The organism is Kitasatospora sp. NPDC032121 (assembly GCF_055580145.1).
In genome coordinates this window covers 587,043-604,164 of record NZ_JBVILX010000002.1, presented here as the reverse complement: position 1 = coordinate 604,164, position 17,122 = coordinate 587,043, and the positions used below count along the sequence as shown (strand labels likewise).

The window sequence follows — 17,122 nt, the reverse complement described above, 5'->3', positions numbered from 1 at the left end:
CCAGCCGTCGTTGTCGTGGGAGATGAGGAGCTTTTCGCACCCTCCCCCTGGGAGCCGGTGGGGAAGGGGGGGGAAAACCTTGTGGGGGGCGGGTACCGGACCTGGTCCGGTACCCGCCCCACGTGCGGTCAGCGCGACAGCGACGCGTCCTGACTGATGATCGCCTGGTAGAGCCGCTGCAGTTGACGGCTGGGCAACAGCCCCATCTCGTCGTCGAGTTGCTTGCGCGTGCGGTGGAAGGTGGCGATCGCCTCGGACTGCCGGCCGGTCCGGTACAGCGCGAGCATCAGCTGCTCGCTGAACCGCTCCCGCTCGGGGTGTTCGGCGTGCAACTGCTTCAGCTCCGGTACGACCGCCCCGGCCTCGCCGGCCTCCAGCTGGGCGGAGATCAGATCCTCCTGGACGAGTCTGCGCTGTTCGTCGAGGCGCAGTGCGGCGGCACGGCAGCGCTGCCCGTCGCCGACGTCGACCAGCGCCGGTCCGTACCACATGGCGAGCGCGCCGCGGAGCAGCTCGGCGGCCTTCTGCGGCGACCGTCCGATCAGGCCGCGGCCCTCCGCGGCCTGCCGCAGGAAGCGGTCGGCGTCGAGCTGGTCCGCGGGCATGTCCAGCACGTAGCCGTTGCCGACGGTGCGGACGACGCCCTGGTCGGTCGGGTCCAGTTCGATGCGCCCGAGCGATCTTCTCATCCGGGCCACAATGCCCTGGAGTGAGTTTCTCGTGTTCTTGAGCGGGGCCTCCCCCCACAGTTCGTCAATGAGTTCGTCGAAACTGACCACCTGGCCCGCGCGCAGGGCCAGTACGGCCAGCGCAATGCGGACCTTCTTGGCATCCAAAGCGGCAGATCCGATTCCGCTTGCGGCGCGCAGCGGTCCCAGCATTGTGATGTACATGAAATTCCCCCGTGTCCCAGTGGCACCTCTGGAGGGGCCGAATCAATGGGCGGCCTGACGCCCGAACATTACAGCCGAAATCAGATGGGACGCCAAGGCACCTGTGCGATTTCCATGGCGCACGGAAGTGGCGCGGGATGCCCTGTCCCGCCGGCGGGACAGGGCGGGGCGGCCGCCACCACGACAGCGGAGGGCGTATAGGACCGTATGGCCGCTTTTAGGCACGCCTACTGGTGAGTATTCACGGCGGCGGTCGACTTCACCGGCGCCGATCGAGCGCGATTGGCCGGTCCGGGCGGAATACCACGGCCATTCCAAGATCGTGGATCTTGGAATGCCGGCATTCGCCCCGCCAATCGGTGAACGGGAACATGCGGCAGCGGAAACTGCCTGGTGGAGAGCCGGGCTTACGACGGGCGGGGAAGCGAAATTGACTGCAATCGAGAAATGGAACGCGGGCTCCCGGATCCTGATGACGAAGGTGGGACTGCGGGTTCCCGGTGCGGTGTCGTTCGAGGACTGGGAACGGGCCGGCGTCGGCCTCGCGCGAATGGCCGACTCCTCCGCCTGGTGCCTCGGCGACTGGGTGCTCTTCGGCCGCAACCGTTTTCCCGATCGCTACCGGCGGGCCATGGAGGCGGCGGGGCTGGACTACCAGACCATCCGCAACTACGTCTGGGTGGCCCGGCGGTTCGAGCCGCCACGGCGCCGGGAAGGCCTCAGCTTCGGGCACCACGCCGAGGTGGCCGCCCTCCCGGACTACGAGCAGGACCTCTGGATGGCCCTCGCCGAGTACCACCAGTGGTCGAGGAACCGGCTGCGTTCGGAGATCAAGGGCGGTCGCCAGGCCGCTCCCGAACCGCGCGAGACGGCTTCGCTGCCCCGGATGGTGGTGGACCGCGACCGCCTGGGCCAGTGGCAGCGGGCGGCCGAGCGCTCCCAGGTGACGCTCGGGGAATGGGTGGCCCGCCAACTCGACTCGGCCGCGGCAGAGTTGCTGGGACAGCCGGATGCCGGGGCGGACGGAGCCCCCGGCCCCGGCCCCTCGGCGCGATCCGAGCATCGATGACCGAACGCCCCTGAACGGAGGCGGTTCCCGCCACCCGTGCCGGTGTGATCCTCCGAGGAACACGCCACGCACCCGGTGGGGGCACCGCCTCCGGGCGCGCGGGCGGTGGACGTCCTGGCCGCCCCCGAGGCCCCGGCGACACCACGTCAGCACCGTGTCAGCGCCCGGTCAGAGCCTGGATGGAAGCTCGAGGCTGTCGACGTCACGACGTACCGCCGACGGCCGGGAGCTTGCCATGCCTGTCATATCTGCGCCGCACGAATTCGACGTCAGCGATCTGTTCGTCGATCTGCATCCGATCTTCGCCCGACAGCTCTACCTCAAGGTGGAGGGGTTCAACTTCGCCGGATCGATCAAGCTGAAGGCCGCCCGCGAGATCGTGGCCCAGGCCGAGGCGGCGGGGGTCCTCGGCCCAGGATCGACCCTGGTCGAGTCCTCCTCGGGGAACATGGGCGTCGCCCTCAGCATGCTCGCCGCCGACCGCGGTTACCGCTTCGTGTGCGTGACGGACTCCCGCTGCAACGCGGCCACCCGCCGCACCATGAAGGCGTTCGGCGCCGACGTCCACGTCATCACCGAGGCACACCCCACCGAGGGCTACCTCGGCGCCCGGATCCGCTACGTCCAGGAGATGTGCGCCGCCGACGAGAAGGTGGTGTGGCTCAACCAGTACGAGGCGCCGGGCAACTGGATGGCCCACTACCGCACCACCGCGCCCGCCATCGCCGACCGCTTCCCCGGGCTCGACGTCCTGCTGATCGGCGCCGGCACCACCGGCACCCTGATGGGCTGTGCCCGCTACTTCCACGAGCACCGGCCCGACGTGCGGGTGGTCGCCGTCGACGCGGTCGGCTCCGTCACCTTCGGCGGGGTCCCGGGCCCGCGGCACATCCCCGGTCTCGGCACCAGCATCCGGCCGGCGCTCCTGGACGAGTCCTTCGTCGACTCCGTCGTCCACGTCGACGAGGAGGAGACGGTGCGGATCTGCCGCCGACTGGCCGCGCACGGCTACCACTTCGGCGGATCGACCGGGACCGCGGTCGGCGGCGCACTCGCCTGGCTGCGGGAGAACGGCGCCGACCGCCGCACCACGGCCGTCACCATCGCCCCCGACCTGGGCGAGCGCTACCTCGACACCCTCTACGACGACAACTGGGTCCGCGGCACCTTCGGCGACGCGGCGCTGGCCGGCGGCGAGGAGCGGAACGAAGGGCGGGCAGCGCGTTGACCGTGTCCCCTGGCGGCAACCTGCCGCTCACCGCGGCGCAGTCCGAGATCTGGTACGACGAGCAGTTCACGACCGGGCCGCTCGGCTACGCCATGGGCGACTACATCGACCTGCGCGGCCCCCTCGACCCGGCGCTGCTGGAACGCGCCCTGCGACGGCTGTCGGTGGAGGCCGAGGGCCTGCGGGTGCGCTTCACCGAGCACGACGGGGTGGTCGGCCAGTCCGTCGCACCGCCGGCGGACGGCTCCCTCACCCTGGTCGACCTCGGCGCCGAACCGGACCCGGTGGCCGCCTCCGAGGCGTGGATGCTCCGCGACCTCGACCTGCCGATGAAGGCCGCCGAACCGCCGCTGCTGCGCAGCGCGCTGCTCCGCCTCGGCGCCGAGCACCACCGCCTTTACCTGTGCATGCACCACATCCTGTCCGACGGGTACAGCCGCAACCTGGTCCACCCGCGCCTCGCGGCGATCTACAGCCACCTCGCGGCCGGCGGCGACGAGGCGGGTCTCGCCCCGTCGGCGCCGCCGCCGTTCCGGCTGCTGCTGGACGCGGAGGCCGCCTACCGGGAGTCGCCGCGCCTCGCCAAGGACCGCGCCTACTGGACCACCCGGCTCACCACCGGCTCGCCCGAGCCGTCCTCGCTCTCCACCCGCGAACCCGCCCCCGGCCTCGTCGCCCTGCGCCGCACCGAGGTGCTGGACGCCGCCGACGCGGACCGGCTGCGCACCGCCGCCACCGGGGCCGGGGCCACCCCGGCCGTCCTGGTGGCCGCGGCGATGGCCGCCTACGTGCAGCGGATGACCGGCCTGGAGGAGCCGCTGCTCACCCTGCCGGTCACCGCCCGGGTCGGTGCGGCCGCCCGCGGCGTCCCCGGGATGGTCGCCAACTACCTCCCGCTGGCCGTACCGGTCCGCCACGGCGCGACCCGCGACGAACTGCTGCGCGCCGCCTGGGTCGAGATCGCCAACGCGCTGCGGCACCAGCGCTACCGGGGCGAGCGGATCCGCCGCGACCTCGGCCTGCGCACGGACGACCGGCGCCCGTTCGGGCCCTTCGTCAACGTCCTGGACCAGGAACCGGTGCTGGAGTTCGGCGCGTGCCGCGGCCAGGTGGTGAACCTGTCCACCGGCATCGTCAACGACCTGATCCTGACCGTCCTCAACACCGGCGACGGCTCCCTGGAACTGCACCTGGACGGCAACAGCGAGCTGTACGACGGCGACGAACTGGCCGCGCACGCCGCCCGGTTCGGGGCCTTCCTGCGCGCCTTCGCGAGCTGCCCGCCGGACACGGTCGTCGACCGCCTGGACGTGGTCCTGCCCGGGGAGCCGGGCGGGCTGCTCACCGGCCCCGCCGCCGGGGCCACCCCGGAGGACACGATCGCACTGGTGCGGGCCGCCGCCGCCCGTACGCCCGACGCCGTCGCCGTGGTCGACGGCGCCCGCCGGCTGACCCACGCCGAACTGCTGCGCCGCGTCGAGGGCGTGGCCGCCCGGCTGCGGGCCGCGGGCTGCGGCCCGGACACCGTGGTCGCCCTGCTGACCCGGCCCGGCGCGGGCTACCTCGCCGCGATCCTCGCCGTTCAGACGGTGGGGGCGGCCTGGCTGCCGCTGGAGGTCGCCGCGCCCGCCACCCGCACCGCCTCGCTGCTGGGCGACGCCGGGGTCACGGTGCTGCTCACCGGCGACGGCTTCGACGAGCAGGGCCGGGAGGCCGCCGAACTGGCCGGAGGCGTCCCGGTCCTGCCGCTGGAACTGGCCTCGGACGGCCGGGCGGCGCAGGTCCCGGCCGTGCCCCCGGTCGGATCGGGCCAGGACCTCGCCTACGTGATGTTCACCTCGGGCTCCACCGGCCGCCCCAAGGGCGCGATGGTGCACCGGGACGGCATGCTGAACCACCTGCGGGCCAAGGTCGACGACCTGGCGCTGCGCCCCGGCGAGGGGGTCGTCGCCAACGCCCCGCTCACCTTCGACGTGCACGTCTGGCAGCTGCTGTCGCCGCTGCTGGTCGGCGGGTGCACCGTGGTCGCCGACCCGGAGACGGCCGCCGACCCCGACGCCCTGTTCGCCCTGGCCGTCGACGAGGACGTCGCCGTGCTGGAGGTGGTTCCCTCCCTGCTGCGCGCCGCGCTCGACCTGTGGGACGCCCGTGGGGAGGCACCCCGGCTTCCGGGTCTGCGCCGGCTGATGGTCACCGGGGAGGCCCTGCCGGCCGACCTGTGCTCCCGCTGGTACGCCCGCTTCCCGGGGATCGGCATGGTCAACGCCTACGGGCCGACGGAGTGCTCCGACGACGTGACGCACGCCTTCGTCACCCCGCAGGACGCGGCCGCCGGGCGGGTGCCGATCGGGCGCCCGGTGCGCGGCACCCGGCTGTACGTGCTCGGGGACGGGCTGCGCCCGATGCCCGTCGGCGTGCCCGGGGAGCTCTGGGTGGGCGGTGTCGGGGTGGGCCGCGGCTACGTGGGCGACCCGGTCCGCACGGCCTCCGTCTTCCCGGCCGACCCGTTCGCGGGCGGCGGCACCCGGATGTACCGCACCGGCGACCGCGTGGTGCTGCGTCCGGACGGACAGCTGGAGTTCGTCGAACGGCGCGACTTCCAGGTGAAGGTCCGCGGCCGGCGCGTCGAGCTGGGCGAGATCGAGGCGGCGGTGCGCGCGGTACCGGGCGTCCTGGACGCCGTCGTGGTCGCGCACGGCTCCGGACTGGCCGGCTACGTGGCCGCCCCGAGCGGCGTCGACGCGGCCCTGCTGCGGGACCGGGTCGGCGCGGTCCTGCCGGCCTGGATGGTGCCGGGCCGGTGGGTCGTCCTGGACGCGCTGCCGCTGACCGCGAACGGCAAGGTCGACCGCAAGGCGCTGCCCGCGCCGAGCGGAAACGTTTCGGCACCGAGCGGCCCGGCCGTGGGCAACGCCGTGAACGCCGTGAACACCGTGAACGCTGTGAACGCCACCCCCGCCGACCCGCCGCGCGGGCCGCACAACGGTGCCGAGCAGACCCTGGGCACGGTGTTCGCCCAGGTCCTCGGCCTGGCCGGGGTCGGCGCGGACGACGACTTCTTCGCCCTCGGCGGCGACAGCATCCGCGCCATCGAGGTGGTCGGCGCGGCCCGCCGCGCGGGCCTGGTGCTCAGCACCCGCGACGTCTTCACCGGGCGCACCGCCCGCGTCCTCGCCCGGATCGCCCGACCGGCCACCGGCGCCGGGCAGGACGGCGGGCAGGTGGAGCCGGTGGGCGTCCTCGACCTCACCCCCATCGCCGCCCGCCTCCAGGAGGACACCGGCTCGACGACCGGCCCCGCCGCCGCCTTCAGCCAGCACATCGCCGTCCGGGTGCCCGCCGGGCTGGACGCCGACCGGCTGACCGTCGCGCTGCGGTCCCTGATCGACCACCACGACGCCCTCAGGACGCGGCTCACCGAGCCGGCCCCCGGCCTGTGGCAGACGGAGGTGCTCCCGCGCGGCGCGGTCCCCGCCGACGACGGCCTGGTCCTCACCCTGCCGGACGAGCGACCGCCCGCGGACCGGTCGGCGCTGCTCCGGCTGATCGACCGGCAGGCCGCGGCCGCCCGCAGCCGGCTCGACCCCGCGGCCGCCCGGATGGTCCGCGCCGTCCTGATCCCCGGCCCCGCGGCGGAGCCGGACGAGCAGGTCCTGCTCCTGGTCGGGCACCACCTGGCCGTCGACGGAGTGTCCTGGCGCATCCTGCTGACCGACCTGTCCGCCGCCTGCGCCGCCCTCGCCGAGGGACGCCGGCCCGAGCCCCAGGCGGTCGGCACGTCCTTCCGGGCCTGGAGCAGGCTGCTGACCGACCGGGCCCGCACCGAGCTGCGCGGCGCCGAACTGGCCGTGTGGCAGCGCATCCTGACCGGCCCCGACCCGCTGCTCGGCCCCCGCCGGCTGGACCCGGCGCGGGACGTCAGGGCCACCGCCGGCACCCTGCGCACCGAGCTCCCGCCCGAGGTCACCGGGCTGCTGCTGAGCACCGTCCCCGCGGCCCTGAGGGCCGAGGTCAACGACGTCCTGCTGACCGCCCTGGCGGTCGCCGTCGCCGAGTGGCGGCACCGGCACCGCGGCGACGGCACGAGCGCCACGCTGATCGAACTGGAGGGCCACGGCCGCGAGGAGATCGCGGACGGCCTGGACCTGTCCCGCACCGTCGGCTGGTTCACCAGCATCCACCCGGTCCGGCTCGACCCGGGCCCCCGGCCCCACGAGGCACTCGGCCGGGCGGTCAAGCTGGTCAAGGAGCAGCTGCGGGAGGTACCCGAGCACGGGATCGGCCACGGCCTGCTGCGCCACCTCAACCCGCAGGCCGCGCGGCTGCTCTCCCGGTACCCCCGGCCGCAGATCGGCTTCAACTACATGGGCCGCTTCGACGCCCGGGAGGACGTGCTCTGGTCGCCGGTCACCGGGGACGGCATCGTCGGCACCGGCACCCAGCCGGCCATGCCGCTGGAGCACGTCCTCGCGCTCACCCCGGCCACCGAGGACCGCGCCGACGGACCGCACCTGGTCGCCAACTGGACCTTCGCCGACGGCATCCTCGACCGGGAGTCCGTCGAGGAACTGGCCGACGCCTGGTTCCGGGCGCTGCGCGCCCTGGCCGAGTACGCCGCGTCGCCGGACGCGGGCGGCGCCACCCCGGCCGACTTCCCGCTGGTCGCCCTCGACCAGGAGGAGATCGAACGGTACGAGGCCGAGCTGGCCGGATCGAACCCCGCGCTCGCCCCGGGGCAGGCGCTCTCGGACGTGCTGCCGCTCACCCCGCTGCAGCGCGGGCTGCTGTTCCACCACGAGGCCGAGCAGGACGGGGTGGACGTCTACACCCTGCAGATCGCCGCCGACCTGGAGGGCGAGCTCGATCCCGCGGCGCTGCGGGCCGCGGGCCGGACGCTGCTGCGGCGCCACCCGGCGCTGCGGGCCGCCTTCCTCCACCGCGCCTCCGGAGACCCCGTCCAGCTGATCCCCTCGGACGCCGAACTCCCCTGGGAGGAAGTCGACCTGACGCACCTTCCGGAGTCGGAGCGGGCGGCCGAGACGGAGCGCCTGACCGACGAGGAGCGCACCCGCCGGTTCGACCTGGCGGCCCCGCCGCTGCTGCGCTTCACCCTGCTCAGGACCGGGCCGCAGCGGTACCGGTTCCTGTGGACCAGCCACCACCTGCTGGTCGACGGCTGGTCGATGCCGATCCTGGTCGAGGAGCTGCTCGCCCTGCTCGCCGAGTACAGCGAGGGCGGCGAGGGCAGCGAGGGCGGCGAGGGCAGCGAGGGCGCCACCGTCACCGAGAAGGCCGAGCTGCCGGGGCCCGCCCCGCACCGCCGGTACCACGCCTGGCTCGCCGCCCGCGACCGCGAGGCGGCGCGCGAGGCCTGGCGGCGCTCGCTCGCCGAGCTCCCCGGCCCGACCCTGGTCGCCCCGGCCGCGGACGCGGCGGCGCTCTCCCTCCCGGAGTCGCTGCACCTCGACCTCGACCCGGAGCTCACCGCCCGGCTCCTCGCCACCTCCCGCACCGCCGGCCTGACCGTCAACACCGTGGTGCAGGGCTGCTGGGCCCTGCTGCTCGGCGAACTGACCGGCTCCCAGGACGTGGTGTTCGGCGCGATCACGGCCGGCCGGCCCGCGGAGGTCCCCGGGATCGAGTCGATGGTGGGCATGTTCCTCACCACCGTCCCGGTACGGGTCCGGCTGCACCCCGACGCCACGCTCGGCGGCCTGCTGCGCACCCTGCAGGACGAGCGCGCCGAGCTCCTGCCGCACGAGCACCTCGGGCTGGCCGAGATCCACCGGGCCGCCGGGCTCGTCGGCGAGGTCTTCGACACCGTGCTGCTGTTCGAGAACTTCCCGATCGGCTCCGGAGCGGCCTCGGGCGGCGCCGGAACGGACCGGGTGCAGGTGCTGCGCGCCGAGGCCCGCGACGCCCGGCACCACCCGCTGAGCATGGCAGTGCTGCCGGACGGCGACCGGCTGCGGCTGCGGCTGGACTACCTGCCCGCCGCCTTCCGGCCCGACCGGGTGGCCGCGGTCGCCGAGCGGTTCACCGCGCTGCTGCACCTAGCCGCCACCGCCCCCGGCACCACGCTGGCCCGCACGGGCTCGCCGCTGCGGCCGCTGGCCGGTGCGGCGGCCGCCCCGGCGCCGGCCGCCGCACCGGGCGGCCCCGCCGCCGCGCCGCGCGCGCCCCGGACCGCCCGCGAGGAGGCCCTGTGCGCCGTCTTCGCGCAGGTGCTGGGCGTCGAACGGGTGGGCGCGGACGACGACTTCTTCACCCTCGGCGGCGACAGCATCCGGGCGATCCAGGTGGTCAGCCGGGCGCACCTCGAAGGCCTGGTGTTCGCCGTGCGGGACGTGTTCGCCGGCCGGACGGTCGCGGCCCTGGCCGAGGTCGCCGAGGCGCACCGGCCCGAGCCGCCCGCCGCGCCGCAGGAGCCCCTGCTGGCCCTCGACGACGACGAACTGGCCCTGATGGAGAACGACTTGAACGAGGACATGCTGTGACGGGCAAGCCGAGGATCGTCGAAGCACTGCCGCTCTCCCCGCTCCAGCAGGGGCTGCACTACCTCGCCGCCGAGGGAAGCGGACCCGACCCGTACGTCCTCCAGCTGTCGGTGCGGGTCGAGGGCGAGCTGCCCGTCGACCGCCTCCGGGAGGCGGCGGCGGCGCTGCTGGGCCGCCACCCGCACCTGCGGAGCTGCTTCCGGCCCCGCCGCAACGGCGAGATCGTCCAGGTGGTCCTGGACGAGGGCTCGGTCCACGTCCCCTGGCGGGAGGTGGACCTGGCGGGCCTCCCGTACCGCAGGCGCCGCGCCGAGTCCGACCGGATCGCCGACGAGGACCGGCTGGAGCGCTTCGACCCGGCCCGGCCGCCGCTGATGCGGTTCACCGCGATCCGGCTCGGCCGGCGCCGCCACCGGCTGCTGTGGTCGGTGCACCACCTGCTGCTGGACGGCTGGTCGATGCCGCTCGCCGCGCGGGAGCTGCTCGCCCTGGCGGGCCTCGCCGGGGCCGAGCCGCTGCCCGAGCCCGCCCCGTACCGGACGTACCTGCGCTGGCTGGCGGGGCAGGACCGGGAGGCCGCCCGCGCCGCCTGGGCCGAGACCCTGGCCGGCCTCGACGGCCCGCTGCGCCTCGCGCCGCACTCCGTCGGACAGGACGCCGGGGCACTGCCCGAGGTCCGCTCGGCCGCCCTCTCCCCCGCGCTGACCCGGGCGCTCTCCTCCTGGTGCGCGGCCGAGGGCGTCACCCTCAACTCGGCCGTGCAGGCCTGCTGGGCGGTGGCGATCGGCTACCTGTCCGGCCGCCAGGACGTGGTCTTCGGCACCGTCACCTCCGGCCGTCCGGCCGAGCTGCCGGGCGTCGAGACGATGATCGGGCTGTTCGCCAACACGGTGCCGGTGCGCGCCGAGCTGCGCCCCGACCGGACCGTCGCCGAGCTGGTCCGCGCCCTGGCCCGGCAGCAGGTGCACCTGCTGCCGCACACCCACCTGCCGCTCGCCGAGGTGCAGGCCGCGGCCGGCCTGCGCGGCGAACTGTTCGACACCGCGGTCGCCTTCCAGAGCTACCCCATGGCGCGGACGGCGCCCTCCGACGACCGCGGCCTGGTGCTCGACGACATCCGGGTGCGCACCGCCACCCACTTCGCGCTGGGCCTGACCGTGACCCCGGGCGACGGGCTCGACCTCTCCCTCGCCCACGCGCCCGGCGCGTTCGACGGCGACGGCGCCCGCACGGCCGCCCGCGCGCTCGACCTGTTCGTCGACGCCCTGGAGCGGACGGCCGCGGCCCCCGACACCCCGCTGGCCCGGATCGTCGGCGGCGGCGAGGCCCCCGAGGGGCCGGGCGCCGGCCCCGACCTGCGCGACGACCGCACCCGCGGCGCCACCCTGCACGAGCTGTTCCGGGGGCACGCGGAGCGGAACCCCGGGGTGCCCGCCCTGATCGTCCCGGACGAGGACCGGCCGGACGACCCGGCCGCGGCGCGCACCCTGGACTACGGGCAGCTCGACACCGCCTCGGACCGGCTGGCCGAGCGGCTGGCTGCGTCCGGCGCGCGCCCCGGCACCTTCGTGGCCCTGGCCCTGCCGCGCGGCGCCGACATGATCGTCGCGCTGCTCGCGGTGCTCAAGGCCGGGGCCGCGTACCTGCCGGTCGACCTGGCCTATCCGCCCGAGCGGATCGCCTACATGCTCGCCGACGCGGCCCCCGCGCTGGTGGTCACCACCTCGGCGACCCGGCTGCCGGACGGCTGCGCCGCGCCGCGCGTCGACCTCGACCTGCCGCGCTCCCGGCCGGCGCCGGCCCCGGGGGCCCCGGTGCGCCCGGCCGTCGCCGCACCGGGCAGCCCCGCCTACGTCGTCTACACCTCCGGGTCGACCGGCCGCCCCAAGGGCGTCGTGGTCCCGCACGAGGGTGCCGTCAACCTGGCCGCCCACCACGCCGCCCGGCTGGGCGCGGGGCCGGGGGCCAGGGCCCTGCAGTTCGCGTCGTTCAGCTTCGACGCCACGGTGTGGGAGCTGTGCGCCTCGCTCTACACCGGCGGCGCCCTGGTGCTGGCCACGGCGGAGAGCCGGATGTCCGGGGAGGCGCTGGCCCGCCTGTTCACCGTGCACCGGATCAACCACGCGGTGCTGCCGCCGACCGTCCTGGCCGGCCTGCCCGGGGACGCCGAACTTCCCTCCGACCTACGCCTGTTCACCGCCGGTGAGGCGCTGCCCGCGGCCCTGGCCGAACGCTGGTCGGCCCGCGTCGAGCTGCGCAACGCCTACGGGCCGAGCGAGACCTCGGTCTGCGCGAGCGTCAGCGAACCGCTGCACGGCGCGGGCAGGCCGCCGATCGGCTCACCGGTCTCGGCCTTCCGGCTGTTCGTCCTCGACTCGGCCCTGCGGCCGGTGCCGACCGGTGTGGCCGGCGAGTTGTACGTGGCCGGCCCCGGGCTGGCCGGCGGCTACCACGACCGTCCCGGCCTGACCGCCGCCCGGTTCACCGCCTGCCCGTTCGGGCCGCCCGGCGCCCGGATGTACCGCACCGGCGACGTGGTGCGCCGGCTGGAGGACGGCGCGCTGGACTACGTCGGCCGCGCCGACCAGCAGGTCAAGCTGCGCGGCTTCCGCATCGAGCCGGGCGAGATCGAGGCCGTGCTCGGGAGCCACCCGTCCGTCGCCCAGGTCGCGGTGACGGTCCGGGAGGACCGGCCCGGGGACCGCCGCCTGGTCGGCTACGCGGTGCCCTCCGGCCGCGCCGGGCTGGACGTGGAGGAGCTGCGGGCGCACGCCGCCGCCGCCCTCCCGGCCCACATGGTGCCCGCCGCCCTGGTCGTGCTCGCGGCGCTGCCGGTCACCCCGAACGGCAAGGTGGACGTCCGGGCGCTGCCCGCCCCCGAACACACCGCCGCCGGCCGGCCGCCCGGGACCGCCGAGGAGCGGGAGCTGTGCGCGATCCTCGGCGAGGTGCTCGGCCTCGACCCGGTCGGCGCGGACGACGACTTCTTCGCCCTCGGCGGGCACTCGCTGCTGGCCGCGCGGGTGGCCAACCTGGTGCGGGCCAGACTCGGCAGCCCGCTGTCGGTGCGGGAGGTGTTCGAGGCCCCCAGCGCCGCAGCCCTGGCCGCCCTGCTGGCCGCCCGCCCGGACCGCTCCGACGCGGACGGCGCGCAGCCCCGCGCGCTCCCCGAACTCGTCGCCGGGGAGCGGCCGGCGTCCGTCCCGCTCTCCCACGCGCAGGAGCGGCTGTGGTTCCTGCAGCGGCTCGGGGTGCCCGACGGGCTGTACGCCGTCCCCTTCGCGGTGCGGATGCGCGGGGCGCTGGACGCCGACGCGCTGCGGGCGGCGCTGCACGACGTGGTCGCCCGCCACGAGTCCCTGCGGACCGTCTTCCCGGCCGTCGGCGGCGACGGCACCGGCGCCGAGCAGCGCGTGCTCGCCCCGGAGGCCGTCGACCTGCCGCTGCCCCTGGTGGACTGCACCGAGGAGGAGCTGTCGCGGGCGCTCGCCGCCGAGGCCGCCCGCGGCTTCGACCTCGCCGTCCGCCCCCCGCTGCGGGCCACGCTGTTCGCCCTGGCGCCCGACGACCACGTGTTCGCGCTGGTGCTGCACCACATCGCGGCCGACGGCTGGTCCCTCGGGCCGCTGGCGAACGACCTGGCCGAGGCGTACCGGTCCCGGCTCGCCGGACGGCCTCCCGCCTTCACCCGACTCCCCGTCCAGTACGCCGACTTCACACTGTGGCAGCGGCAGCTGCTCGGCTCGGAGCAGGACCCGCACAGCGAGCTGTCCCGCCAACTCGCCCACTGGAGCCAGGCACTGGACGGACTGCCGGTCGAGATCGGGCTGCCCTTCGACCGGCCCCGGCAGGCCCTCGCCACCCACCGGGGCGGCACGGTGCACCTACCCCTGCCCGCCGAACTCGTCCGCGCGCTAAGGGCGTTCGCCCGCGACTCCGGCACCAGCCTGTTCATGGTGGCGCAGGCCGGGCTCGCGGCCCTGCTCACCCGCTACGGCGCCGGCACCGACATCCCCCTCGGCAGCCCGGTGGCGGGGCGCGGCGACGCCCGACTGCACGGCCTGGTCGGCATGTTCGTCAACACCCTGGTGCTGCGCACCGACACCTCCGGCGATCCGTCGTTCTCCGAACTCCTATCCAGGGTCCGGGAGTTCGACCTGGCCGCCTACGAGAACCAGGACCTGCCGTTCGAGCGCCTGGTGGAGGCGCTCAATCCGGAGCGGTCACTGTCCCGCAATCCGCTGTTCCAGGTCATCCTGGACTGCCGGGACGCCGATCCCGTCCCCGACACCGGCCCGGACCTCACGATGGAGCCGGTACCGACCGCGGGCAGCACCGCCAAGTGGGACCTGTTCGTCCAGCTGACCGCGGGCCCCGAGGCCGACCGGATGGACCTGGCGGTCGAGTACGCGAGCGACCTGTTCGAGGAGCGCACCGTGCGGCGCCTCGCCGCCGCGCTGCTGCGGCTGCTGGCCTCGGCCACCGACGCGCCCACCCGCCCGCTCTCCCACCTGGAGGTCCTCACCCCCGAGGCGCGCAGCGACCTGCGCGCCCTGGGACAGGGGCCCGTGGACACGCCCCGCACCACGGTCACCGCCCTGTTCGACGCCCACCTGGCCACCGCGCCCGAGGCGACCGCGCTGCTGTTCGCCACCGGAACCGGGACCGGCCTCGACGGCGCCATGACGTACCGCCGACTCGACGCCGCCGCCAACCGGACCGCCCGCCATCTGGCGTCCCGCGGCGTCGGCCGGGGCGACATCGTGGCGCTGTGCCTGGAACGCGGGCCGGACGCGGTCGTCGCCATGCTGGCGGCGGCAAGGCTCGGTGCCGCCTACCTGCCGCTCGACCCTGCCTACCCGGCCGCCCGGCTGCGGCACATGGTCACCGACAGCGGCGCCCGGGTGCTGCTCACCCAGCAGTCCCTGGCCGCCGAGGCGGCGGGCGCCGACCCGGAGGGCGGCTGCGCGGCCGTCCGCCTGGACGACCCGCGCACCCGCCGGGAGATCGACGCCCTCCCCGCTACCGCGCCGGAGGGCGGGCCCGACCCGGACGACCTGCTCTACGTCATCTACACCTCCGGCTCGACCGGCACCCCCAAGGGCGTCGGCGTCTCCCACCGGGCCACCGCCCGGCTGGTGCACGGCATGCCCGCGCTGGGCTTCGCCCGCGCGGACACCTTCCTGTGGAACGCCTCGCCGGCCTTCGACGCCTCGGTGTTCGAGGTGTGGACGGCCCTGGCACACGGCGCCCGGCTGGCGGTGAACCCGCCGGGGCCGACCGACCCCGGACGGCTCGGCGCACTGCTGCGGGGCACCGGCGTCACCGTCTCCCTGCTCACCCCCCGGCTGGTCAACGTCATCGCCGACCTCGACCCGGCCTGCCTCGCCCCGCTGCGGCTGCTGCTCACCGGCGGCGAGGCCGTCTCGGCGGAGCACGTGCGCCGGCTGTGCCGGGCGCTGCCCGGCACGGCGGTGGTGGACGCCTACGGGCCGACCGAGGCCGCCGTCATCGCCACCGTCCACCAGGTGCACGAGCTGGCGCCCGAGGCCTCCTCCGTCCCCATCGGCCTGCCGATCGGCGACACCTCGGTGTACGTCCTGGACGAGGCCCTGCGCCCCGTCCCGTACGGCGCCGTCGGCGAGCTGTACGTGGCCGGCCCCGGCCTGGCCCGCGGCTACCTCGGCCGCCCCGGGCTGACCGCCGGGCACTTCGTCGCGAACCCCTTCGGCCCGCCCGGCACCCGGATGTACCGCACGGGCGACCTGGTGCGCTGGGACGTGGACGGCCGCCTGGACTTCACGGGCCGCAGCGACCACCAGGTGAAGGTCCGCGGATACCGCATCGAGACCGGTGAGGTCGAACGGGCCCTGGCCGCGCACCCGTCGGTCGCCCGGGCCGCCGTCACCGTCCGGGACGACGGCTCCGGGGACCGCCTGCTGGTCGCCTACCTGGTGCCCGCGCCGAACGGCCCCGACCCCGAACCGGCGGACCTCCGGCGGGACCTGGGCCGGACCCTGCCCGCCCACGCCGTCCCCGGCGCGTTCGTGCTGCTCCCTGAGCTGCCGCTGACGCCCAACGGAAAGCTGGACACCGCGGCACTGCCCGCCCCGGCGCCGGCGGAGGCGGCCCCCGCGCTGCCCCGCACACCGGCCGAGCGCGTGATCTGCGAGGCGGCGGCCGAGGTGCTGGGGCGGGCGGCGGTCGGCCCCGACGACGGGTTCTTCGCGCTCGGCGGCGACAGCCTCAAGGCCATCCGCCTGGTGAACGCCGCCGGACGGGCCGGGCTGCGGCTGGACCTCGCCGCCGTCTTCCAGTACCGCACCCTGGCGGAACTGGCCGTGGCGGGCCGCCCCGACGAGTCCGGCCGGCCGGCCGCCGCCGACGGCCCGGTCGACCTGCTCGCCCCGCTGCTGCCGATCCGCTCCGGCGGATCCAGGGCGCCGCTGTTCTGCGTGCACGGCGGCCTGGGCTTCGGCCTGCCCTTCGCCGAACTCGCCCGTCACCTCGACCCGGAGCAGCCGGTCCACGCCCTCCAGGCACCCGGCCTCGCCCGCGAGCAGACCCCGCCGGGGGACCTCGCCGCCGTCGCCGAGGACTACGTCGCCCGGATCCGGACCGTCCGGCCCAGCGGCCCCTACCACCTGCTCGGCTGGTCCTACGGAGGCATCGTGGCGCAGGCGATGGCCGTGCGGCTGCGCGCCGAGGGCGAGGAGGTCGCCTTCCTCGCCAACCTCGACGCCTACCCGGACTCCGCCCCCGAGTCGCAGCCCACGGACGAGGAGTTCCTCACGGACTTCCTCACCGAGGCGGGCCTCGGCGCCGACGTGCCGCCCCGGCCGACCGTCGAGGCCGTCGCGGCCCTGCTCGCCCGGACCGGCGGCCCGCTCGCGGCCTTCGACGAAGCCGCCCTGGCCCGGCTGCTCACGGTCATGCGCGCCAACGTCGACCTGTTCCGCGGCCACACCCCGGAGACCTTCGACGGCGGGATGACCCTGCTGGTCGCCACCGGGTCCCCGGACGGGCAGGACGTACGGATCCGCGCCAAGACCTGGGAGCGGTACGTGACCGGCGGGGTCGACGTCCACCCGGTGCCCTGTGCCCACGCGGACATGCTGGGCCCGGGCCCGGCCGCCGCGATCGGCCGGTTGGTCGAACACCGGCTGGCCGCCCTGCACTCCCCCGCCGCCACCCACCGCACGACCTCCGACGACCTGGGAGACGACTCATGAGCAACCCCTTCGACAACCCCGAGGGCCGCTTCCTCGTGCTGGTCAACGAGGAGGACCAGTACTCGCTGTGGCCGTCCTTCGCGGACCTGCCGGACGGTTGGACCGTCGCACTCGCCGAGACCGACCGCGCCGGCGCCGTCGAGCACATCGAGCGGCACTGGACCGACATGCGACCGCTGAGCCTGCGGAACCGGGGCTAGCCG

General features: G+C 75.5%; 6 protein-coding genes. 5 read left to right on the top strand and 1 reads right to left on the bottom strand.

Annotation, left to right across the window (positions count from 1 at the left end):
* Positions 1-128 precede the first annotated feature (128 nt).
* A complete protein-coding gene (locus ACZ5OX_RS08545; protein ID WP_465629274.1) occupies positions 129-893 on the bottom strand; it encodes an AfsR/SARP family transcriptional regulator in 765 nt (254 codons plus the stop codon).
* A gap of 472 nt (positions 894-1,365) precedes the next feature.
* On the opposite strand from ACZ5OX_RS08545, the gene ACZ5OX_RS08540 reads away from it, so the two are divergent.
* The 5 genes from ACZ5OX_RS08540 (at position 1,366) to ACZ5OX_RS08520 (ending at position 17,119) form a co-directional block, all read left to right on the top strand.
* Positions 1,366-1,962, top strand: a complete 597-nt coding sequence (locus ACZ5OX_RS08540) for an LmbU family transcriptional regulator (protein ID WP_465629273.1) — start codon at positions 1,366-1,368, stop codon at positions 1,960-1,962.
* Between the two features lie 235 nt (positions 1,963-2,197).
* On the top strand, positions 2,198-3,190 hold the full coding sequence (sbnA, locus tag ACZ5OX_RS08535) for a 2,3-diaminopropionate biosynthesis protein SbnA (protein ID WP_465629272.1): 993 nt from the start codon (positions 2,198-2,200) through the stop codon (positions 3,188-3,190).
* A gap of 2 nt (positions 3,191-3,192) precedes the next feature.
* A complete protein-coding gene (locus tag ACZ5OX_RS08530) occupies positions 3,193-9,687 on the top strand; it encodes an amino acid adenylation domain-containing protein (RefSeq protein ID WP_465629613.1) in 6,495 nt (2,164 codons plus the stop codon).
* On the top strand, positions 9,684-16,919 hold the full coding sequence (locus ACZ5OX_RS08525) for an amino acid adenylation domain-containing protein (RefSeq protein WP_465629271.1): 7,236 nt from the start codon (positions 9,684-9,686) through the stop codon (positions 16,917-16,919). The genes ACZ5OX_RS08530 and ACZ5OX_RS08525 overlap by 4 nt, the downstream gene beginning before the upstream one ends.
* Positions 16,916-17,119, top strand: coding sequence for an MbtH family protein (locus ACZ5OX_RS08520; protein ID WP_465629270.1), 204 nt, complete (start codon positions 16,916-16,918; stop codon positions 17,117-17,119). Before ACZ5OX_RS08525 ends, ACZ5OX_RS08520 begins: the two co-directional genes overlap by 4 nt.
* Positions 17,120-17,122: the final 3 nt, after the last annotated feature.